Raw genomic sequence first — 23370 nt, forward strand, 5'->3', positions numbered from 1 at the left:
CGCAGGGTAAAAGGGGTGCTAATCATTGAGTTCCATTCAATCGTCACAGAGCCGTGAGGAATTTATAGCCAAAGCCAAACTTCTTCATACCTACTTGTCGAGCGTGCAAGGACTATAGTTATGAGCGCCCCTTTTACCCTGCGTAGCAGCTTGTTGGGAAAAAGGGGGAAGCGCGCTAAAGCGCCGGGGGCATAGGGCCTTCCTCAAATCTCCCCCAGCAAATCCTCTAGCAGCTCCAGGAACTTGTCGATCTCCTCATTTGTCACCGACAAGCACGGCCGCGTGCGGATCGAACGCCGTCCCGCGCCGAGCAGCAGTAAGTCGTGCTTTTCGAGGGCGCGTTCGATCAGCCGCCCCTTCGCTTCGGGCGAGCGCAGCGAGAAGCCTTGGTACAGGCCCATGCCTCGAACGTTGTAGATCGGTGACGGCTGCTCGGCAAGGCGGCGCAGACCGGCGGCGAGGCGTTCGCCTTTGGCGTTGGCGGCCTCGATCAGGCCTTCTTCCTCCACGATCTTCACTTCCTGAACCACACGAACCATGTCGGCGAGGGCGCCGCCCCAGGTGGAGTCCAGCACGCCGAGATCTTCCAGCGGCTCGTACATATAGACCGCGCCGCAGCCGAACTTCTTGCCGACCGCGACCGACATGGGCGGGTAGGGCAGATCGAAGTTGTCGATCGCGAAGATCTTGCCGGTCGGTCCGAGGCTGGTCTGGACTTCATCGAAGGCGAGATAGACATCGTGCTTGTGCGCGAGGCGCGACAGCTCCTGGAAGAACTCTTTGGTCGCGACTCGGTGCCCGCCTGCGCCCTGGATCGGCTCGACGATGATGCCGACGATCTCGTGCGCCATCTGCTCCAGCACCGTCTCGATCATCTCCAGCGAACGCTTTTGCTTGTCCTCATTCCATTCATCGGGCTCGGATGTATTGATCGCCGGGAAGGGGATCTGGATGTTGCCTCCGGTGGTGAGGCCATGGAAATCTTTGGTGGCGACGGGGTTCACCGTCTGCGTGACGCCGAGCGCGAACACCGTCCGGCCATGAAAGGCGTTGTCGAAGTACAAGAACCGTTTGCCAGTGATCTCCGCGCCTTTCGCCCGCCGCTTGGCGTTGAAGCGCGCGACCAGATACTTCATCATATTCTCGACGGCTTCGGCGCCGGAGTTCACGGCGTAGACTTCCAGGCGCGGGTTGCGCATGGACTCCGGGGCGATCCGGTGCAGCAGACGGTAGTATTCGAGGCACTCGGGGGTGAGAAAGTCGGGGTTGGCGACCTTGTTGTTCGCGGCGCAGACGAGCCGCGTCACATACTCTTGTTCGTAGAGACGCGGGTGGTTGTGTCCGATGAGCTTCGAGCCGAAGTATCCGGCCCAGTCGAAGAGCCGCTGGCCGTCCACGGTGGCAAGATACATTCCTTCGCAATTGGGCAGATCGAGAACAAAGGGGTAGGGATCGGCGATGACGTATTTGGGGAGTTCCTCCAGCATCGCGGCGGACACCGGTCCGGGGTAACGTGGCGTCAGTTCGTCTGTCATGCTGGCTCTCCTCTGAGTGGAAATTCTGGTTCGCGTCGTTGGCGACCCGAGTAGTATACCTCCCATCGGCAGCCGTTCGCGGAGCCGGCAATGCAGAGCGCCGGCCCCGCGTCCTGTCTTACATTGCGTGCTTTTTGCCCATTTTCGGGGTCATCGCGGCGGCGGCCGCCTTTTTGCCGGCGGGGCATCCCGCACAGCAATAGTAGGTGTTCTTGCCGACCTTGACCGGAACCGAATACATGGCGGTCTTTTTCATCGGCATCGGCATTTTGCAGGCCGGGCAGGTCATCACCTTGGCCGTCATCTTATGGGTGACCGGCGCCTTCGGCGCGGCGGCGAACACGGATGTGGACAGGGCGCAAACGGCGAGAATGGCCGCGAAAGTTGTTTTCATATGGTCTCCTGGTGTGAGGTGGACTGCTAGGGCATACTCTACAGCGCGCGATTATCGGGTAAAGTTTCCAAAGGCAGTCTTGTTCTCACCTGTCATATCAGCCCGCTTTTGGAGACATCTTTATGTACCTCTTATTCCCCGGCCGCCATATTGTGACGACGCAGTTCCAGGAAGAGTATTTGGACAGAATTCTCGGACAGGAGATCGCTGGCCTGCCCGATCTTCTCGGCGCGGCGCCGGCGGGGCGCGTGACGGATCTGGTGTTTGCCGTCACTTCGAGCAACAAGAGCAACAGTCGTTATAACCCGCTGCCGTTCGAGCTGCGCTCGATCGTGATCTATGAGTTTGCGCGTCAGTGGAAGCGCAAGTACGGCGCCAATTTTCATATCGTCGGCATCCCGCACTATCAGCCGACGGATAAGTTTATGGCGCTGATGCTCAAGGAGATCGCGGAGCAGACCGTCGCCGCTTTGGAATTGTCGTCGGAGAACACCATCGTGCTGTCGTCAACGCCGCCGGTGATTGCTGCTTCCCGGGCGCTCGGATACGCCGTGTTGCCCGCCGAATACGACATGGCCGCCCAGCGCTATGTGCATGACGTGCCTACGGATCTGGTGCGCCAGATCGGGACCGGCGAGATTGGATTAGAGGCGCTGGGGCTGAGCGCGAGCGCCCGCACCGTGTTTTCAGATTTGCCCGAGGCGGGCGCCAGGATCGTGCGTCTTTACAACGACCCTATCTTGACCGAAGATGGCGACCTGACCGCGACGCGCGATTACAACACCTACGCCTCGACGATGGCGGAGGTGATCGATCTGAAGTATCAGGCGATCAAAGACTATATCATCCCCGGCAAGATCGTGGACGAGGGGTGCGCCGATGGCGCCCTGATCAGCCGGATCGTCCGCGACTACCCGGACAGCGACATCATCGGCATTGATCTTTCGGCCGAGATGCTCGCCCGCGCCTACGAGTGGAAGCGCGCCGGCGCGTTCGGCAACGCCTTCGTATTTTTCAAACAGCAGAACCTCACAACGCCCGTCACCGAATCCCAGGCCAACACCAGCGACACCGTGATCTGCAACTCCACGCTGCACGAACTTTGGAGCTATGGCCACCGCGCCGAAAGTGTCCGCAGCTACCTGCGGGACAAGCACAAACAGCTCCGTCGCGGCGGCCGCCTCGTGATCCGGGACGTCGTCGGCCCGCACGCCGCCGACACACCCGTTCAGCTCTGGTGCAGCGCCGCCGACGGCCTCACCACGGGCGATTATCTGACCACGCCCTCCAGCGAACTCTCTACCTACAGTCGTTTCCTCAAATTCCAGCACGACTACTCACCGCGCCCCATCCAGCACGCGCCGCAAGGCGCCGCTGACGGCGATGCGCCCCAATTCACGCTGCCCCTGCGCGACGCGATGGAGTTCATCACGAAGATGGAGTATACGGACAACTGGGCGTCGGAGATGCACGAAGAGTTCGGATTCTGGTCGTTCGCCGACTGGGAGCGTGAATTGAAAGACGCCGGCTTTACGCTGCACCCAGCGTCGCACGCCTATGTCAATGACTGGCGCGTGGAGCATATCTTTGAGGGGCACGTCGGCCTTGTGGATATCGATGGAAAGCCACTGGCGTGGCCGGTGACGAATATGGTGCTGGTGGGGGAGAAGGGGCTGGGAATATAGAAGATGATTGCGTAATGTCGTAACAGAGCGTAACGAACCACGAAAAGAGCCGGCGGTTAGAAACCGCGCCTGCAAGAGCGCGGAAACCCACCTTCGTGGGTTACATATTCGAATTCGATACCGCCTTATGTGAGGGCATATATTAAATGGTATCGTCAAGGATTTTGTAGTCCCCGCAGGGGGACTTCCGCGCTCTTGCAGGCGCGGTTTCTAACCGCCGGCTCTTTTCGTGGTTCGAAACGCAAATGTCTCACAGCGGTTAGCGCTAACTTCGTATCTGCCTCAGGATCGTCGCATCCTTGATCTTCCCGTCCTCCGCCAGCAGGAACGCTTTGCTGAGGATGACGGCCAGTGTCTGGTCGCCCTCAAATGGGAGGAAAACGTGGGAGGCGTCGGCCTTGGCGTCCTTCTTTCGGTCGGGGACGATGCAGAGATACTGGTCGTTTGGCTCCATCAAAATATTTCCGCTGCCGAGATGGATCTTGTACGTGCGCAGTGAGCCTCGGATATGTAAGAATTTGCCGTCGAGCGTGCATTGGGCGGCGATCTTGAGGCGTGGGATCAGACGGCTCAGAACATCGCGGCGGGTTTGGGCGGGGGCGGTCAGGTCGCCAAAGGAGTAGTCGTTCCAGTAGGCCCGAAGCTCCCCGTTGTTCTGCCAGTTGGGATCGTTGCCGAGACTGCACACGCCGACAAAGAGATCGACATCGCGCATGATTTCGCTGAACAAAAGCGGCGGAACATCGGCGAGCGGCAGCAGGGCGCCGCGATCGTTGTAAAAGCGGACCTGATCAGTGGAGACGTAAAGATCGATGTATGAGGCGGACATGGCGTGACCGTCGCCTCCCTCCACCCAGAACTCGGCGCGAAGACCATGCTGGGGCAGGTTCAATGTCGGCGTATTGTGGCCATCGAACCCACCCTGTAATTGGTATCGCCAGCCGCGCTCGCGGCAGAGCGCCTGGAACTGGTGCTGCCGAATGATATGCGCGGCGAACCGGTTGGAATATGTCGCCGTCGCGACTTCGGCGTCGGTCAGAATGTAAATCTCGCGATGCGCCTGCTTGAACGGCTGCTGTAGTTCCTTCGCCTCCAGCCATCGTCGCCAGGCGAGCACCGTTTCTGGGTTGGCGGAGAGAGGATGCCAGAGCTGAACCTTCGTGCTTTCGGACAATGATGGGAGCGCATGGCCCGTTTCATCGACCATCGCACCGTCGCGCCAAATCCCCAGCACCGTTCGTTCCTCGTCCGTAAAACTCCAAATCAATCGCCGCGCCAGCGCGCCCATCACCGGATGATCGAGATAACGGTCGCGCCAGTCGGCAATCGTCCAGGCGCGCTCCGTGAGCAGCAATCCCTCCAAACGATCGCGTAGCGTGGGAAGCATCTTCGTCATCTCGGCAAAGGTCTGTTTCAGTTCCTTGAGCGTTTCGGCATGGTTCTTTTTCACGTCGGCCGGAACGGACTTGAGCGCCTTGCCGTTCTTATCGCTCCAGATCAGATCGGTATGACCGGAGGGCTTGAGGAGGAGATCGGCGAAGTACTCGCCCAACTCCTCGCGTCGCCGCCCGTCGGTGTCCAATCCAAATGTCGGCGTCGCCAGCTCTTCCAAATCTTCGGCGGGCAGACCGGCGCGTTGGGCGGCCTCCGCCAGCGCTGTTTCGATCATGCCCTGCGACGCGACATACTTGACCTTGCGTTTCAGCCGGCTCAGCTGCGCCACCGGCGCCATTCCAGACATTGCGCCGAGCGTGAGAATGCAGGCGTTGCCGACTTTCGCCGACTTCGGACCATGCCCGGGGATTTTGCGCAGCGCGTGGTCGGCAAGGTCGCCCAGCAGCGGAGCCATGGCGTCGTGATCGATCAGCCGGCAGCACCACACCATGCCCTTTAATGCCGAATAGTTGTGGCCCACCAGGGCCGAAAGGCGCATCCATTCCATGTAACGTTCGTAGCCATCTTCAAGAGCGTTCTCAGGATAATGGTTTGCGCGGAACAGTGTGGACCAAGTTGTGAGACGCGCGATAAAGGCTTCCTGTCCTATGGCGCCCAGCAGTGGTTTCGCTTGTTTGAGCCACTTCGTGGATGGTTTGGCGGCCTCGGACGTCATCGCGTGCAAAAGCAGCGCGCTCCAATGGGCGTTTTCGTGGGGAGGCATGGACGCAAGATCGGCCCGAACGCCGTCGCCCCACGGCTCGCCCTCCAGCAATGGCGCGCGGTTTGTTCCGGCAAGCAGGTCGCCGATCTGGATTTGAAGCCGCACAGCGTTGACGCCGCTTTCACCCGGCTCCAAGTCGGCTCGCCAGGTTTCCAGCGCCGCGCGAACGGGGTCCGAAAGCGGAACGCCCGCCTTGACGCGGTCCTCCAAGATGCGAAGGAGGGGGGCTTTGGAGCTTTCCTCGGCTTCCAGGCCCAATCGAACAAGCCGCTCCACGTCTTTATCCGAATATGGAAGCGACTTTCGCAGAAGGACGCCGATCAGATTCTTCAAACGAAAAATTGTTTGGTAGTCGGCGCCGTGGCGCGCCGCTTTGGAAATACTGAGCGCGGCCAGCAGCGCGGCGATTTGAAACGAAGGCCCGGCCTTGAGAATCGACTCGCCTGCCTCCAGGTCCTTGGGCTTGATATTCCACAGGGAACGGCGCCGGGCGGCGTCAAGATAACTCTCGACTTCACGCCGCGCTTCCGCGAATTGCGGGACCTCGCGCACGAGTGTATCGCTTCCTTGAGTATCCGAGACATACTGTTTGATCGTATTCCAGAGGTCCATGGCTTTGCCTTCCTATCCGCCCACGAGCGGTACGAGTTTGACGAAGCTGATCTGGGTCTTGATCTTCAGCTCGATCTCCGTATCCAACTCCTCGATCTGTCGGTCATCGACCAGAACGAAGAAACCGTTGCTGAGGAACGATTGGATGGCGCGGTCGTACTGCGCCTCCCAGTCGATATGCTTGCGTTCTTTGAGGCGGTAACCGTTCAGAACGCGCTCGGCGTCGGTGGGCTGCACGAAGCCACGGAAGTATTCGGGGGTGGAGGCGTTATAGTCCTGAACCTCTTCATACACGCGGCGGCGGATCAGCTCGCGCAGGGTGATGGTTGCAGACAGAAGATCGAGGCTCAGCGAGGGGGTGCGCTCGCCGGAGAGGGTTTCATCGTAGATCGTAATCTGGTGTGACATTGCAAAACTCCTTAAACCACGTCTATGCATTCGTGCTTTGAGTGTACCAAAGATTGAGAGGCAAGGCGAGGGTTTGTGAGATGGATTTTGAGAGATGCTTCGAAATTCTCATGAGGCGAGACGATCTTTGGCGCCGTAATTGTTTCTCCTGTCAATTGTTTGAGGATTTTATGACGCAGATTAGATGGACCACCTGTATAAGGGGTGTGCGGAGGACATGTTAAGACGGTTTTCTCGCTATCGTTGCAAGACAGCTCACGAAGAGGAGTAGACAATGATCGCATCAGTCCCGTGGAAATTCGGTTTGGCGGCCGCTGTGGCCGTCCTGATCACAACCCCCGCTTCGGCTCAGCGTGCGCTGCTGGGTCAGGCCAATGGCCACATTGCCGCTGCGGCGAGCAGCGCGCTGGCGTCGGCTCGGCTCGCGCCTTCGACGCCGCTGCGGCTCAACCTCGCCCTGCCGCTGCGCAATCAGCCGCAGATGGACAAGCTCCTGAAGGATCTTTACGATCCCGCCAGTCCTCGCTATGGCCGCTATCTGACGAGCGCGGAGTTTGCCGCGCAGTTCGGCCCGACGGACGCCGATTATCAGAGCCTCATCCAGTACGCCCAGTCGCATGGGATGACCGTGGCGGAAACGTCGCCCAATCGGATGCTGCTCAGCGTTACCACGACATCCGAAGCGGCGGAACAGGCGTTCCATGTGACCGAGGTCGTTTACCGGCGGCAGGACGGCAGTCAGTTCCATGGGCCTGACCGGCCGCCTTCGGTGGACGCCGAATGTCCGGTGGACCTGCTCTGCGTCGGCGGCCTCGACAATGCAAACCCGCTGCATCATCTGCCGGTCGGCTCCGAATTGCTGCGCAAACCTGTCGGCAGTCCCGTTCTCTCCGTCTCGATGGCTGCGGGAAAGACGAAAGTCGCCCCACAGGCATCGACGGGAAATCAGGGGTTTTCTCCTGGGGATTTCCGAAAGGCTTATGATATTCCCAGCACGATGACCGGCGCGGGCGTGACGATGGGCGTGTTCCAGAACACGGGCTATCTGGTCAGCGATATCACGACCTACGAGACTTATTATAGCCTGCCGAATATGCCGCTGGAGAATGTCTACTTCGACGGAAAAACGGCGGCGAACCAGGGACAATCGGGCGAAACGACGCTCGATATCGAGATGCAGATCGCGATCGCACCCAGCGCGACGAAGGAGATCGTCTATATTGGCGGCTCGGGCCTGGGGATCGCCAATAAGATCGCGACGGAGAACCGGGCCAAGGTCGTCAGTTGCTCGCTCGGATGGGGCGACGGCACGGATCAGGCGGAGGATCAGGTCTACAAACAGATGGGCGTGCAGGGCCAGTCGTTCTTTGTCGCAAGCGGCGACGGCGGCGCGTGGTCCGGCGGCGCGCATCCTGAAGACGATCCTTATGTCACGAGCGTCGGCGGCACACACCTGAACACAAACTCGGACGGCTCCTGGCTCACCGAGCCGGCGTGGGGCGGCAGTGGTGGCGGCGTGAGCACGCTCTGGTCGATCCCATCGTATCAGAAGCCCGTCAGCATGTCGTCGAACGGCGGCTCAACGACGATGCGCAACGGTCCGGATGTCTCGGCTGTCGCCGATCCTTACTCCCCGTTCTCGTTTTACAACAACGGCGCATGGGGCGGCATCGGTGGAACGAGCGGCGCGGCGCCTATCTGGGCCGGCATCGCGGCGCTGGTCAATCAGCAGCGTACGGCGAACGGTCTGGGGGCGATCGGTTTCATGAACCCCGCGCTCTACACCATTGGAACGGGGACGAATTACGCGAACGACTTCCACGACATCACGGTCGGTAACAACGGCAACGGCTCGGCTTCGTACAGTGCGGTTACCGGATTCGACCTGGCGACCGGCTGGGGCACGCCGATCGTGGCGAACTTAGTGGCCGACCTTGCGGGCGGAACCACCGCGAACTTCCGATTGACGGCGCCCGCCGCGACTGTTTCTCAGGGCGGATCGGGAACGACCGTCGTTTCCGTCGGCGCTTTGAATGGATTCACATCGAGCGTCAGTCTCACGCTGGGCGTGCTGCCGTCGGGGATTACCGCATCGCTTAGCCCGGTGTCCACGACCACTACGAGCACGCTGACGCTCACGGCGTCCGCGACGGCGCCGCCGGGAACGGCCTTCGTCAAGGTCACAGGCGTGTCGGGAACGCTGACCCATGTCACCTATATTCCCGTCACGATCAAGCCGACCATTGGCGCCGTGACTTCGGTCAGCCTTGCATCGGCTTATAACATCAACGGTGTCTACACGGATGGGTCGACGTTCTCCACGGGCGGCTTCGACGGCGGCGGCTACGCCTACTCGTCCGCTCTGCTTGGCTCCTCGCTGACATGGTCCGGCGTGACGTTCTCCCTGGGCGCCGCCAATGCGCTGGATACCGTCAGCAGCGCCACCGTAACGCTTCCCTCCGGAACGTATTCGAAGCTCCTTCTCTTGGCAGCGGGCGTACAGGGTAACCAGACGTCGCAGACCTTCAAAGTGACCTACACGGACGCCACGTTCACGAACTTTACGCAGAGCGTGAGCGACTGGGCCGGGCCTGCGAGTTTTGCGGGCGAGGCGATTGTGAAAGGCCCGCTGGCTTACCGTAACCTGGCGGACGGGACGCATGACGGCGCGCAAACGTACGTTTACGGGTACAGCTTCGCGCTCAACTCGGCGAAAACCGTGCAGAGCATTACGCTTCCCAATAACCGCAACGTCGTTGTGTTCGCAATGTCGCTGGCAAAAGCGCCGACTTCCGCAGTCTATAGCCTCTCAGCGTCGCCGTCGAGCCTGACGGTCGTGCGCAGTTCGAACGCCTCCAGCACGATCTCGGTCGTTTCGACGACCGGGTTCAACAGCAGCGTCGCCATGACCGTCTCCGGGCTCCCCACCGGGGTCACGGCTGCGTTCAGCCCGTCCAGCACCACCGGGACAAGCGTGCTCAAGCTCACCGCCAGCAGCACGGCCACGCTCGGCGCGGCGACCGTTACCGTGACGGGAACCTCGGGAGCAACGACCCACACGGTCACAATCGCCCTGACCGTGAAGGCTGCTCCCGTCCCCGTGAGTCTGACCTACAACCTCTCCGGGATCTACACGGATGGGACGACCTTCGCGACCGGCGGACTGGACGGCGGCGGCTACGCCTATTCGTCCAATCTGATTGGAACATCAGTCACTTGGAACGGTACGCCGTTCACCATCGGAACCGCCAATACGTCCAATATGGTGACCGCCACCGGGCAGATCATCACGCTGCCCGCAGGCTCCTTCTCGACGCTGCGCATGCTGGCGACCGCCGAAAACGGCAGCCAGCCGTCGAAGACGTTCACGGTGACCTACACCGACAACACGACGACGACCATTACGCAGGGCGTCAGCGACTGGTACGCGCCTCAGAACTACGCTGGCGAGTCCATTGCGATGGTCCAAGCCTATCGCAACGTCTCGAACGGGACGCAGGACAACAACAAGGGGAACCTCTTCGGGTACTCCTTCGCGATCAACAGCGGCAAGACGGTCAAGAGCGTCACGCTGCCGAACATCGCGAATATCAAGATCGTGGCTTTGACGCTGGTTCCGTAATACGGACCCGCGCGAGGCGATCGACCAAAGAAATCAGCCCCGAAGACCATTGGTCTCCGGGGCTGGTTTGCGTTTCATCCCTCCGTCGCAATGCTCCAGAACGCCTGCGCCTGCGCTTCCAGTTTATCGAACGTATCCTGAATCACCTGACGGCGCTCGACTTTGTATTCGGCGTCCGGCTCCAGACCGTCGATCTGCGCGTCGTAGATCGCGAGATATTGCGTGCGCCAGCGGGCGACATTCGCAGGTTCGGGCGTCGGCGCCTGCACCGTTTCGTGCAAGGCCGAAAGGATCGCGACACTGGGGACGAGTACGCCTTCGCCCTCTTCGTCCAGGGCGCTGCGCTCCTCGTCCGTCAGCAGATCCTCGATCTTACCTTCCAGGTCGTCCACCACGCTGCTGATATAATCCAATGCGCTGTCGCTGTCAAAGTTTCCCGCGCCCCAAGTTCCCATAATTCGTCCTTTCGCCGGCGATCCCAGGCGTCCATTGGCCCGAGCGATGGCGACCGGTCATTCGACATCGCGCAATGTGTCTCCTGCCGATTTGTGTTAGAATGATGTGAGTATCGCAATCGATGATCGACAGTGATGGGAATAATGAGATGATGAGGCGAGCGAGAATGTGGATCGTGGCGGTTTTGGCTGTGTTCGCTGCGTTGCGCCCTGTGTACGGAGCGCCCGCCGTGGATTATCTGGGACATCCCTTTGTCACAGAAGCGGCGCCTACGCTAAAATTTGAGCGGCGTTCGTCGCCCCATCGGCGCGGGATCGACTATCCCTTCGCCGAACAGACGGCGCGTGGCGTTGCGCTCTTTGGGCGATTCCCGCCGTTCGCGCTTTCGGATCGTCGTATCCATATCTCCGGCCCTTGGTATGACAGCGCGGGAGCCAATCTGCATTTCAGCCGTGGGATTACCTCCGTGGAGGACATGCCGAACTTTCGCCAGGGGCCGACGAATATTCTTAACATCCCCGCATCCCAAAAGTGGCAGCTGCTTGGCGATCCATTGTTCTGGACATATGCGAAGATGCTGGCCGACGAATTGACGGCGGCCGACTCCAAAGACCCACGCATCGCTTCGCTGCGGACGCTGGCCGTCGATCATAAGATGGTCGGCGATAAGGCCGCCTATCTGGCTTTAGGCCGGCGTGTCTGGCAGGGCGAGCGGCAGGCGTCGGATGCGAAAGGTCATGGGGTGCTGTATCCATCCATCGACATCGAGGCGACCGGGGGCTGGGAGCATCAGCGGGATTGCTTCGGCTGGCTCTATCAGGGGATGGCGTCGGAGGCGGTCACGCATGGCGATCATATTGTCCCGGTGACTTACGGTCAGTGGACATATTCCGTGGGCGCGTTCGACGAATCCGTGCGACAGGGCGGAACGGGCGATCCGGAGTACTTACTGCCGGAGCGCGATTTTCTGGCCGCGCCCGATCCCACGCTTCAGGCCTGCGAGGACAGTGGGGGCGTCGTCGCCATGGACGGCTATATGCAGGCCATCTGGGGCAGCGAGCCGCTGTACAAACACACGACTGACGGCGCCATTCAAATGCGGAGTGGGCGCCCCGTCTTCAGCGATCTCACGCATACGACTCTCTACGGCGCCGACGTCCCGTTAGAGCCGGGGGAAGCGGAGCATACCCTGCATGATCTCTACCGGCAGGCCGTACGCATGTATCTGATGTATCACCGAATGGCCGGGCAGTATCCAGACGCCAGCGACCGGCGCAAGCCCTTTCTCAAAAATGTCCGCGTCAGCGCATGGACCCGGATCACCAATGAAGGGATGCAGGGCATCCAGCAAAACGACCGTCCTCTGCCGGGCTGGATGATCGAAATGCTGACCGGGATGTATCTGTTCACTGCCGACGACATTGTCGTCTGGTCGTCGGACACCAACACGCCGCCCGGTCCGATGGGCGCCGACTATACGAAGGCTTGGAAATATAATACGCCCGGCGTCATGGAGTATCTGGTCAAGGGCGCCCATCGCTACAGCGCCTTAGATCCGCTGCACCACGGAGCATTTCAATGGTGCTGGTTTCATCTGCCGGTGGTCGCCAAGAACGCCGAGGACGGAGAGCGATACGACCAAAAGCCGATCGTCTTCGGCAAACTGCGTCCTCTTGCGGGCAAGACATGGCTGGAATTATTCGCCGCCTGGCCGTCACTAGACAATCGCCCTGCCCAGTTTCAAATCTGGATCGACAAAGGAGGTAAGCGCTCGGCGGCCTACACAATCGAACTCGCCGACGGCCGTCATTCGTTTTACGACGCCTGGCGGCTCCCCGACGGATTCCAAAACCTGGAAGGCCGTGATATCTGGCTGCGGTTCAAGGACTCTCAGGGCGTGACGCGCACCTGGCGCGGCGACTGGCGCGCGCCGGTGGATAGTAAGGTGACTACGCCGCCAGCTTACCAGGAGCCACGCAAGCGTAAAGCGTAGTTCGCCGCGAGCCTTTTGGTGATCTTTGATGGCGGGGTGGGTAAGGTAGAATTAGGAAACAGCGAGATTATATCGCGACAACATCCGATAGGAGTATTGATGATGCCTAAGACATGTACGCATCTGGATCATATCAAGGACGTGGAGCCGAAAACGCCGCAGGGGTGCGAGGAGTGTTTGGAGATGGATGACACCTGGGTCCATCTTCGCCTCTGTCTGGAGTGCGGGCATGTTGGGTGCTGTGACTCCTCGAAAAATAAGCACGCGACGAAGCATTTCCACGCCACCCAGCACCCGATTATGCAGTCGTTCCAGCCCGGCGAAGACTGGCGCTGGTGTTATGTGGATGAGATTGAGGTGTGAGGCGTTTTCAAGAGCTGGAGCAATTGTTTTGTTTGGTAAGCCAGCTCGAATTTCTCCTGCCAGATGACGTGCCCGCTCAAGGATTCCACCGGCAGCGCCTTTCCCTGAGTCTGAGATTGATATCCGTCGAGATAATCGCACGAGACGACGAGCTTCCACAGGCATCCGAAAACGACACTGATCTCAGCCAGTCGCGAGAGTGTTCCTGGGCTGGCGTAATCACACCATTCCGTCGTATACGCTTGCCATAGCCGTTCTCGGGAGCTCTCGCTTGCAAGCCAATCGGGCAAGAAATCCTCTTGCATAAACCAGGCCATCCCCGCGAACGGCGTGGTAATGCAAGCCTCCGACCAGTCAATAAAGATTGGAGCGCCGTGTTGAATCAGGATATTGCGCCATTGAAAGTCTCCGTGCTCCAGCACATGCGGTAAGCCAGAGTTGTCCAGCTCTTTGCAGATTTGCTTGAGGAAATCCCCTTTCGAAGCCAACTGCTCAAGTTCCTGCGCAGTCACCCCATCCGCCAGACCATCCAGCGCCGATTGGATCCGGATGGAAAGGCTATCGACTTGCGATTCCATCTGCCCGGGCGTATAGTCTGGGCAGATGGTCCTTAACTCACTCGCTGTGCTTCCGATCGTTGATTTTTGCAAGCGGGCATAGTGACGTATCGCGCTCTCCCAAACTTCAATCTCGTCACAATCTTTCAGCTCCACGCCATCGATCTCTTCCATCAGCATCCAGCAGTCGCCGGGATGGCTAGCCAGGATACGAGGCAGATGGTGTGGATGAGATCGAGAAAGGCATTCGATCACCGACAATTCTCGCCGAAACATGCGAGGGACAGCTTTAAAGAACGAGGTTCCGTCTGCGTGACGGACAGCGATGACAGTGGATCTCTGCCATGTCCTTAGCGGTATCATTTCCACCGAACTCTGCCCGGTGCTTTCCCTAATCCAATGGGCCGCCTTTTGCCGCCAACCTGGTTTCGCCCAGGGAATATCCACCCCCAAATTCGTATCTCTGTCGATGCTCCATGCCTCAAAGACACGCCGATCGAGAGGATCATTAAAGTCGACCGTAACGCCGCAACCCTGTGGCGCGGCTACGAGGCCAACCGGGATATCGTCCGACGCAGGAGTAAGCATCTCAGCGGTGACGTAATAGCAGGATTTCGTCTGCCCTTCCGGCTGGATAAAGAATGTACTCAAGACGATCGCATCGGCAGAAAATTTGCTGAATATGGCCGTTTGATGCAGGGCGGGCGCCATCATATCGCCATCTTCCGATAAGGTGACTGTATACTCCGGTAAACTCAGTCGTCCATTGACAGGGGCCAGCCAAGCGGCAGCGGGATCGACAGAGCATAACAAGAGTTTAAACAAAAATTCCATACGGGATTGCTGGCTTACATTCGCCAGAATTTGACAACTTTTCCATTGACGGTGGCCAGCGTTTTGCTGTCCGGGGAGAAGGTGGCGCTTTGGTTCCACTCATCAAAACCATAAAGGGTCTTGCGGAATGTCAAATTGCGCGCATCCCAAAGGAAAACGTCGCCGCCCCATCCGCATGCGGCGAATAGACTTCCATCTGGCGAAAAGGCGGAATGGCTGATGCTGTCGTGGTTCGGAATATCCAGCACAATCGGCTCCGCCACGCCTCGCCGGAATATCATTATTTCCCCGTTATGCTCGCCTGTCGTCGCGAATTGACGGCCATCCAGCGAACAAGAGAAGTCCTGCAGCCATTCTTTTATTTCCCAAGATTGCAGCGGTGGTCCGCCTTTCAGGGGCAGGATTTCCAGCGTTTCGGTTCCACTAAAAGAAACAGGGCCTCCGCGATGTTTAAGACAAGCAAACGTTTCTCCATCGGAAAGCAAGCGGAATGGCTCCGCATACTGACCATCCTTGAAGATGTTCGCAGTGGTAAACGCATTTGAGCCATCGACTACTCTTTCCGCAACGATGTCTGTAGGACAAATCGTCCCATCAATCGACTCTTCAAAATTTTGCTTCTCAGCACCGTGCTGCTTTGGATAAATAATACGCTGCTTGGCGTAAAAATAAAGCGTGCTGTCATTGGAGAAGCCGATGGGCTGATACGTTGCTTGCGAATCTGCAATATATCCAAACTTGCGCGATATCCATCGGTTGTCGGCGAAGTCCCAAACGCCGAGCGAAGAAGAGCCTCGGCTCGCCGCCATCAGATAGCGGCCGTTGGGAGAATATCGTAAGTCATTGGCGGCGCCGCCATTACGGCTATCCAATAAGTTCTTGGGATTGACCAGATAGGGAAGTTTAATAGCGCTGTTTTCGGAGGCTCCGCGCGTTGCGTCCTGCGCTTGCCAGAGGAGGAGAGCGCCCACGGCTTGCTTGGCGATCCACTTGGATTGACGAGCGCTCGCGATAAACTCATGTCCCGTCACAAGGGTTTTCCCATCGGGCGAAAATGCAGCGCCGACGATATCTTGGGATGTACGCAGTGTTCTGGGAATATTGTATATGCTGAAGCAGACAAGCGCGCCGACCGTCGCCAGAGTGAAGCCTGCTATTTTTAGAGAATTTTTCAAAGTTTTTTGATGCACGTTCTTTCGCTTACGCTTTCCAGAATTTGACGGACAGTACCGATGCAACCGCAAGTGTCTTGCTGTCCGGTGAGAACGTGACGCCCATGGCGAACCGATCAAAACCGAAAATTATTTTGCGCGGTTTTAGGGAATGTGCGTCCCAAACAAAGATATCGCCACCCCAGCCGCAAGCGGCGATCTGCGTCCCATCTGGCGAGAACGCGGAATGTGAAATGCTATCACCGTTTGGGATATTCACTACAGATGGTTTTACAACGCCACGATTGAAAACAATCATACGCCCATTATTGCCTCCCGTTGTTGCGAACTGGCGGCCATCTTGCGAAGCTGAGAAATCTTGCCGCACTCTTTTGATCGGCCATGATTCTAACGTCGCGCCATTCGTGATGTTCAGAAGTTTTAATAATCCTGGTCCATCGCCTGTCGTTGGCCCGTCATTGTTCGTTAGGCATGCGAGCGTCTTGGAGTCCGACAAAAGACGAAATTTTACGGGCCAGACACGGTCCTTGAGAAAATCGTTCAGGCGACCTACAACGACGCCATCCGATATTCTCTGAACAATAATGTCCGTTTGATACGGTTGTTTCCAGTTTTTGCGTTGCACTTCTGTCGGCTTGCCTTCTTGAATTACTGCATAGTAGCAAAGGGAGCTATCTGCGGAGAATCCAATTGGCGCACATCTTTCTTTGCTCATGATAACCTGGGACAACGGACGATGGTAAATCCAGCGTTTCTCCACTGTATCCCAAATGCCGAATGAACTCGTTGGATTTGCCGCCATGACGTAACGGCTATTTGGGGAAAAGCGAATATCGGTGCAAGGGCCCGTGGCGGCGATGGGGTTGTATTTGTCTCTTTGTATTCCAAGATATGGAGTCGTGAGAGGATCAGCAGCGATATCCCCAAATATTGAGCCTCGCGTACCCCATAGGCGAAGATCTCCGACTCCGTATCCGCCATGCGTACCATCGGGCTTATCAATCGCAAATTGATCTCCTGTGGCCAATGTTTTTCCGTCAGGAGAATAGGCAAGGCTCCATAACTCGTGTGGAACAGTGACTGTGCGAGGAATGAAGTATGGGGAGCAGTAGAGGACGGCGCATAGCACGCCGACGGCGGCTACTACTTTGACGGTGGCTTTACGAGTAAATTTCCAGCGGAGTTTCAATGGGCGCTATCATCCTGTCCAACGCCCGCCGCGAAAAGAGGGCGGGCGTTGTATTCATGATGATTATACACCGGGAACGCTAATCCCAAGTCAGTCCTGCGGCGGATTGGTACTCGGTCACGCGGGTCTCGAAGAAGTTCTTTTCCTTCCCCAAATCCATCGTCTCGCTCATCCAGGGGAATGGGTTGGACGCGCCGTACTGCGCGGGCAGGCCGATGCGCTCCAATCGCCGGTCGGCGATGTGCCGGACGTACTCTTGGAACAGATCGCCGTTCAGACCCAAAATCCCCTCGGGCAGGCAATCCCACGCATACGCGATTTCCAATGACACTGCCTGATCCACGAGATCCAAGATCCGCGACTGGAACTCCGGCGTCCACAGATGCGGGTTCTCTTGTTTGATACCGTTGATCAGATCGATGCCGAAGTTGAGATGCGTGGTCTCGTCGCGCAGTATATATTGGAACTGCTCGCCGATCCCCGTCATCCGGTTCTGACGGTGGAACGAGAGGATCATCACGAAGCCCGTGTAAAAGAAAATGCCTTCCATGATCAGATAGTAGCCGATGAGATTCTCCAAGAACTTCTGGCCGCCTTCAAAGGTCTCCGTGGTGAAGTTTGGATCGAGCACATCGGCGGTCAGCGCCATCTCAAACTCGTCCTTGCGCGTGATGGCTGGGACTTCCCGATACATATTGAAGACTTCCCGCTCGCTCAGTCCCAGGCTGTCCACGATATAAAGAAACGTGTGCGTGTGCACAGCCTCTTCAAACGCTTGCCGCAGCAAATACTGTCGGCATTCGGCGTTGGTGATGTGCTTGAAGATCGCTAGCACCAAGTTGTTTCCCACCAAACTCTCGGCGGTGGAAAAGAAGCCTAAGTTACGCAGGATCACGAGCCGCTCGGCCTGGGTCAAGCCATTCGAGCCCCAGAGCGCGATGTCGGCGCCCATTGAGACTTCAGTCGGCATCCAGTGGTTCGCGCAGCCGTTGACGTAGTGCTCCCACGCCCAGTGGTATTGGAGGGGCATGAGCTGGTTGACGTCCACCTGGCTGCTATTGATCAGTCGCTTGCGCGCGGGCGCGGCGGCGGGTTCGGTGACGGTTTCGGTGTAATTCATTTGGGGTTCCTTGGGATCTGTTTCGCAGCGAGACCTATTCCCCCGCGCTTTAGCGCGTTTCCCCCTTTTCCCAGCAAGCCGCTTCGCGGGGGAAAAGGGGTGCTGATAATTATCATCCAGGCGAATCTTGTCGTTGCCTACAAAGAATTTCGGCTCTCTGAAAACTCTTCTCACAACACGGAACACGCGCCTGGCTCATAGTTACGAACACCCCTTTTCCCGCCCGAAGGGCCTTGCTGGGAAAAGGGGGAAACGCGCTAAAGCGCGGGGGAATAGGTCACGAAGGCACGGGAATAGGGCCTAAATCACTGACAAGCCTCGCACTCGGCGCCGAGCGTGCATGTTTCCGGGGCGCGTTCGACCTGGATATCGGCGGAGGCGCTCTGGTTCTTCATCCAGCGGGGCTGGATGCTGCGGCGGTTGATGTCGAGGGTGGATTTTTCGACCTGGGTGGCGGCGACGGTGCGCAGGTAATAGGTCGTCTTGAGACCCTTGGCCCAAGCGAGGAAGTACATCTCGCTGAGTTTTTTGCCGCTGGGCTGGTCCATGTAGAGATTGAGCGATTGGCCCATGTCGATCCACTTTTGACGGCGGCTGGCGCACTCGATGATCCAATGGGCGTCGATCTCGAACGCCGTGCGATATCGGTCGCGGATTTCTTGCGGGATACGCTCAATTTCGAGGAGCGAGCCGTCGAAGTACTTAAGATCGTCGCGCATCTCGGCGTCCCAGAGGCCCAGCGCCTTCAGGTCGTTGACGAGCGGGGCGTTGACCTGGGTGAACTCACCCGAGAGGTTGCTCTTGACGTAGAGGTTCTTGTAGGTCGGCTCGATTGACTGGCTGACGCCGACGATGTTGGAGATCGTGGCGGTCGGCGCGATGGCGAGGACGTTGCTGTTGCGCATGCCGTTTTGCTGGATCGCATTGCGGACGACGCTCCAGTCCATCGTGCTGCTTCGGTCCATCAAGATATCCGATCCACGCTCTTTTTGCAGGCGATCGATGGTGTCGATCGGCAGCAGGCCCTGATCCCAGAGTGACCCTTGGTATGTGGGGTAGGCGCCGCGTTGGGCGGCCAGGTCCGAAGACGCCAGGAAGGCGTAGTAGGAAATGGCTTCCATGCTCTGGTCGGCGAATTGGACGGCGGCGTCGCTGGCGTAGCTGATCCCAAGTGTGTAGAGCGCGTCCTGGAAGCCCATCACGCCGAGGCCGACCGGGCGGTGACGCAGGTTGGCCGTCTTCGCCTGGGGCGTCGGATAGTAATTGATGTCGATCACGTTGTCGAGCATTCGGACGGCCGTTTGAATGGTCGCTTGGAGCCGCGTGTGGTCGAGGCGTCCGTCCGTAAGGTGCGCTTGCAGGTTGATGGAGCCCAGGTTGCAGACGGCGGTCTCTTCGTCGGACGTGTTGAGCAGGATCTCCGTGCAGAGGTTGGAGTTGTGGACGACGCCGACGTGCTGCTGGGGTGAACGGACATTGGAAGGGTCCTTGAATGTAATCCAGGGGTGACCGGTCTCGAACAGGGCGGCGAGCATCTTACGCCAGAGGTCCAGCGCGGGGATGCGCTTGAAGAGCGCGATCTTCCCGGCGTCCGCCTGCCGCTCGTATTCGGTGTAGCGCGCTTCAAACGCCGCGCCGTAGGTATCGTGCAGGTCGGGCGCATCATTCGGGCTGAACAGCGTCCACTGGCCGCCGGCGGCGACACGCTGCATAAACAAGTCGGGGATCCAGTTCGCCGTGTTCATGTCGTGCGTGCGGCGCCGATCGTCTCCCGTATTCTTGCGCAGATCTAAGAAGTGCTCGATGTCCAGGTGCCACGTTTCGAGATAGGCGCAGACGGCGCCCTTGCGCTTGCCGCCCTGGTTGACCGCGACGGCGGTATCGCTGGCGACTTTTAAGAAGGGAATGACGCCCTGGCTCTTGCCGCCCGTTCCCGTAATCGGGGCGCCGAGGGCGCGAACGCCCGTCCAGTCGTTGCCGAGGCCGCCCGCCCACTTGGAGAGCAGTGCGTTGTCCCGGATGCTGGAGAAGATGCCGCCGAGGTCGTCTGGGACCGTGGTGAGATAGCATGACGAAAGCTGGGAATGCAGCGTGCCGGCGTTGAAGAGAGTGGGGGTGGCCGACGTGAAATGGAACTGCGAAAGCAGCGTGTAGAACTCGATGGCGCGCCCCTCGCGGTCGTCCTCACGCAGCGATAGCCCCATCGCGACGCGCATCCAGAACAATTGGGGCAGCTCAATACGCCGTCCCTTGTCTTGAATTAAGTATCGGTCGTAAAGCGTCTGCAGGCCGAGAAATTGGAACTGCAAGTCGCGTTCGCTGTGAATGGCGGCGGCAAGGCGATCTAGATCGAATGTCAGCATCTCGGGATCGAGCAGCTTCGCTTCGACGGCCTGCATGAAGTACGTTCGGAAATAAGACGCATAGATCTGGTCGGCGTCCACAATGCGCGAGGGCGTTCCGGTCGCTTCCCCATACAACACGCCCAGCAATAAGCGCGCGGCGGCATTGCTATATCCCGGCTCGATCTCGACACGCGAGCGGGCCGCCAAAATCGTCGATTGCGCGATCTCCGCTTCCGTCACTCCCGCGTAAAGTGATCCCAGGGCTTCCTTCACCACCGGTTCGGCGCTCACATCTGCCCCGAGGCCGGCGCAGGCGTCCTCAATGCTCGCCCGCAGCATGTCCATATCCAGCACCGCTTCGCTGCCGTCGGCCCGGCGATACCAAAGAGCGCGCGCCCGTCGCTTTTCGGCGTGCTGCTCGCGATAAAGAATATAACGCCGTGCGACGCCGTGCGCGCCCCCCGCCATCAGCACGCGCTCCACTTCATCCTGGATCGCCTCAACGTTCAGATCGTCCTGAGCCGCGCTCCATGCGATGACCGCGTTCGCATACGAATCAATGGCGCCTGTCAAATCGGCGCTCAGAAGTTCGTCCGGCGTCAGCCGCTTTTCGGCGCGAAACGCCTTTTCGATGGCTTTGTGAATACGTACGCCATCAAACGTGGCGATGCCGCCATTGCGCTTTCGCACGGCGCCTAATGTGGATTCTGGGGATAAGTTCGTTTCGGAAAATGTCGGTGATACGGCCATGGGCGGGCTCCCTTCGCGTTATCTCTTGTCATCGTCTCTCCTGGGGCAGGGGAGGCATGAAGAGCGCGCGGGGACGCCGGCGAATTGGTGAAGAGGGGGTGGCCGGCGCGGCCTGGGACGCAATCACACCCCTCTCTGTCGAAGGGGACGCAGTGATCGGTTGATGGGCGGGCGTTCGGACTAGGCTCCCTTGAGCCGACCGCTGCGAGACAGTGCCGGAATGACCGGACTTCCCCCGTTGTTTCAGCGACGCTACGACGGCGTCGCCCCATAAACATCAATATGTAGTTTGTTTGTGCGGCTATGATAGCAGATGTGGGGGCGCTTGTCAAGAGGATAGGGACTTCTTTCCTTTGGTGGCTGCGATGGTTTCTTGAGCGCCCCCTCTGCTAGTGTCACGCCAGGATGCTGTCAATCTTGTGCAAGTCATCGTCCGTGAGGCGCCAGTCGGAGGCGGCGGCGTTCTTGGCGATCTGTTCGGGCCTGGTCGCACCGGCAATGACCGAGGCGACGGACTTCCGGGTGAGCAGCCAGGAAAAGGCGAGTTCGAGGATCGTATGGCCTCGCGATTCGGCGAACACAATCAGTTTCTCGACGATGTCCAGGTTCGTGTCGGTCAGCAACTTCGAGAAGGGACCGTCGGACTGGATGCGCGCTCCTTCGGGAAGGGGCTGCCCCTGGCGGTATTTACCCGTCAGCAGACCGCTCGCAAGGGGGAAGTAGGGCAGAAACGCGATTCCGAGTTTCTCGCATTCGGGAAGCACCTCGGCCTCGGGGTCGCGCTTCAGCAAGCTGTATTCGTTCTGGACACTGACGAAGCGCGCCGCGCCCGGCGCGACAGCGCCTGCGGCCTCTCGCAATTGTGCGGCGGAGAAATTGGAGCAGCCGATCTCACGGACTTTCCCGGCCTGGACGAGTTCATGGAGGACTTCGAGCGTGTCTGCAATGGGTGTCGTGTCGTCGGGCAGGTGCAGTTGATACAGATCAATGCGATCGGTATTGAGACGCCGAAGGCTGTCCTCGACGGCTCTGCGGATGTACTCAGGTTTGGCCCCGCCGGGCATGGCGTCGTTGATGCGAGCGCCGAACTTTGAGGCCAGGATTACCTGGTCTCGGCGCGTTCCCAGAGCCCGCCCCAGCAACTCCTCGCTCTTGGCGCCGCCGTAGATGTCGGCGGTGTCGAAGAAGTTAATGCCAGCGTCGAGGCTGGCGTCAACGACGGCATTCGTGGCGCCAGCGTCAATACGCCCACCGAAGTTGTTGCAGCCAAGCCCAACGACCGAAACATCGAGCGACCCGATCTTGCGTGTCTCCATGTGATATTCTCCCGTATTCTGAGATCAACTTCGTAAAGTCGTATGATCTTGGAATACCCCAAGTCACGGGAAGGTTCCACATTGGCGTGAGTCGTGCACCCCTTCTCACCACGGCAGTGGGCCGTCCGGACCCGAGAACGAGCCAGTCGGGCCGTCCACATCAAGGGCGACGCGAATGGGCGCACGGGCGCCTTGTTCGATCGTCTCGGTTCCCTCGAAGTTATTTAGAGCCGTCGCGGTGAAGCCTGGGCTTACAGCGTTGACTTTGATGTTGGTCGATTCGAGTTCAATTGCGAAGGACAGCGTGACCGCGTTGAGGGCGGTCTTTGAGGCGGCGTAAACGACGCCGAATCCGGCGCGATAGGGAAAGGCGGGATCTGAGTTCAGCGTCAGTGAGCCGACGCCGCTGGAAACGTTGACAATGCGCGCCGCCGGCGCTTCCCGAAGAAGCGGCAGCATCGCCTGCGTGACGGCAATCACGCCGAATACGTTTGTCTCGAAGACCGCGCGCACCTCATCAAGCGACGCAGCACTTGCCTTGCTCGCCTTCATCATGTCTTCAAGCGATCGGCCCGGTTTTCCCGCATGAGAAATGGCCGCGTTGTTCACCAGCACGTCGAGTCGACCGAATTCGCTCTTGATACGCTCCGCTGCGGCGGCGATGGACTCTGGATCCGTGACGTCGAGCTGGACAGCGTAAGCGTCCGGTCCGATGCTCGTTGCGGCTGTCTCGCCATTCTCAAGATTACGCGATCCGACAAGCACAGTGTAGCCATGCTCGACGAGTTCCGTCGCAATTTGTAGACCGATTCCTTGATTGGCCCCGGTGACCAGGGCGACGAGTTTGTCCTGCATAGTATT

At 58.8% G+C, this 23370-nt stretch carries 16 protein-coding genes; 4 read left to right on the top strand and 12 right to left on the bottom strand.

Annotated features, from left to right (window positions below):
• Positions 1-203: 203 nt before the first annotated feature.
• A complete protein-coding gene (locus ABIZ35_RS20690) occupies positions 204-1535 on the bottom strand; it encodes an aminotransferase class III-fold pyridoxal phosphate-dependent enzyme (RefSeq protein ID WP_348221822.1) in 1332 nt (443 codons plus the stop codon).
• 118 nt (positions 1536-1653) lie between these two features.
• Positions 1654-1929, bottom strand: a complete 276-nt coding sequence (locus ABIZ35_RS20695) for a hypothetical protein (RefSeq protein ID WP_348221823.1) — start codon at positions 1927-1929, stop codon at positions 1654-1656.
• A gap of 122 nt (positions 1930-2051) precedes the next feature.
• Here ABIZ35_RS20695 and ABIZ35_RS20700 point away from each other — a divergent pair, with 122 nt between their 5' ends.
• Complete coding sequence (locus tag ABIZ35_RS20700) at positions 2052-3614, top strand: methyltransferase domain-containing protein (protein ID WP_348221824.1); 1563 nt, start codon at positions 2052-2054, stop codon at positions 3612-3614.
• Positions 3615-3879: 265 nt separating this feature from the next.
• Here ABIZ35_RS20700 and ABIZ35_RS20705 read toward each other — a convergent pair whose 3' ends face one another.
• Together ABIZ35_RS20705 and ABIZ35_RS20710 are read right to left on the bottom strand one after the other, a co-directional pair.
• Entirely contained in the window at positions 3880-6384 is a 2505-nt protein-coding gene (locus tag ABIZ35_RS20705; RefSeq protein WP_348221825.1) for a DUF4132 domain-containing protein, read from the bottom strand.
• A 12-nt stretch (positions 6385-6396) separates the two neighbouring features.
• On the bottom strand, positions 6397-6792 hold the full coding sequence (locus tag ABIZ35_RS20710; protein WP_348221826.1) for a hypothetical protein: 396 nt from the start codon (positions 6790-6792) through the stop codon (positions 6397-6399).
• Positions 6793-7066: 274 nt separating this feature from the next.
• Between ABIZ35_RS20710 and ABIZ35_RS20715 the strand changes: the two genes are divergently transcribed.
• Positions 7067-10414 carry a protease pro-enzyme activation domain-containing protein gene (locus tag ABIZ35_RS20715; RefSeq protein ID WP_348221827.1) on the top strand — a complete coding sequence of 1116 codons (3348 nt, stop codon included), beginning with the start codon at positions 7067-7069 and terminating at the stop codon, positions 10412-10414.
• A gap of 74 nt (positions 10415-10488) precedes the next feature.
• Here the strand turns inward: ABIZ35_RS20715 and ABIZ35_RS20720 are convergent, their stop codons facing one another.
• On the bottom strand, positions 10489-10869 hold the full coding sequence (locus ABIZ35_RS20720) for a DUF4259 domain-containing protein (RefSeq protein ID WP_348221828.1): 381 nt from the start codon (positions 10867-10869) through the stop codon (positions 10489-10491).
• Positions 10870-11036: 167 nt separating this feature from the next.
• Between ABIZ35_RS20720 and ABIZ35_RS20725 the strand changes: the two genes are divergently transcribed.
• Both ABIZ35_RS20725 and ABIZ35_RS20730 read left to right on the top strand, forming a co-directional pair.
• Entirely contained in the window at positions 11037-12863 is a 1827-nt protein-coding gene (locus tag ABIZ35_RS20725) for a hypothetical protein (protein WP_348221829.1), read from the top strand.
• Between the two features lie 102 nt (positions 12864-12965).
• The gene (locus ABIZ35_RS20730) at positions 12966-13226 is read left to right on the top strand and encodes a UBP-type zinc finger domain-containing protein (RefSeq protein WP_348221857.1); all 261 of its coding nucleotides are present in this window, start codon (positions 12966-12968) and stop codon (positions 13224-13226) included.
• Here ABIZ35_RS20730 and ABIZ35_RS20735 read toward each other — a convergent pair.
• The 7 genes from ABIZ35_RS20735 to ABIZ35_RS20765 all read right to left on the bottom strand — a co-directional run bounded on the left by ABIZ35_RS20735 (position 13202) and on the right by ABIZ35_RS20765 (position 23364).
• Positions 13202-14617 (bottom strand): phosphotransferase, encoded by a 1416-nt coding sequence (locus tag ABIZ35_RS20735; protein ID WP_348221830.1) that lies wholly within the window; start codon positions 14615-14617, stop codon positions 13202-13204. The two genes, ABIZ35_RS20730 and ABIZ35_RS20735, sit on opposite strands and share 25 nt — an antisense overlap.
• A 14-nt stretch (positions 14618-14631) precedes the next feature.
• Complete coding sequence (locus ABIZ35_RS20740; RefSeq protein WP_348221831.1) at positions 14632-15909, bottom strand: WD40 repeat domain-containing protein; 1278 nt, start codon at positions 15907-15909, stop codon at positions 14632-14634.
• Positions 15818-16978, bottom strand: a complete 1161-nt coding sequence (locus tag ABIZ35_RS20745) for a WD40 repeat domain-containing protein (protein ID WP_348221832.1) — start codon at positions 16976-16978, stop codon at positions 15818-15820. The genes ABIZ35_RS20740 and ABIZ35_RS20745 overlap by 92 nt, the downstream gene beginning before the upstream one ends.
• 79 nt (positions 16979-17057) lie before the next feature.
• On the bottom strand, positions 17058-18098 hold the full coding sequence (locus tag ABIZ35_RS20750; RefSeq protein WP_348221833.1) for a ribonucleotide-diphosphate reductase subunit beta: 1041 nt from the start codon (positions 18096-18098) through the stop codon (positions 17058-17060).
• Positions 18099-18403: 305 nt separating this feature from the next.
• Positions 18404-21193, bottom strand: coding sequence for a ribonucleoside-diphosphate reductase subunit alpha (locus tag ABIZ35_RS20755; protein WP_348221834.1), 2790 nt, complete (start codon positions 21191-21193; stop codon positions 18404-18406).
• 395 nt (positions 21194-21588) lie between these two features.
• Positions 21589-22509: an aldo/keto reductase gene (locus tag ABIZ35_RS20760; protein WP_348221835.1), complete on the bottom strand. Its 921-nt coding sequence runs from the start codon at positions 22507-22509 to the stop codon at positions 21589-21591.
• Between the two features lie 105 nt (positions 22510-22614).
• Positions 22615-23364, bottom strand: coding sequence for an SDR family oxidoreductase (locus ABIZ35_RS20765; protein ID WP_348221836.1), 750 nt, complete (start codon positions 23362-23364; stop codon positions 22615-22617).
• Between the last annotated feature and the right edge of the window lie 6 nt (positions 23365-23370).

Origin of the sequence: Capsulimonas sp., from assembly GCF_039929585.1 — a bacterium.
GTDB lineage: Bacteria > Armatimonadota > Armatimonadia > Armatimonadales > Capsulimonadaceae > Capsulimonas.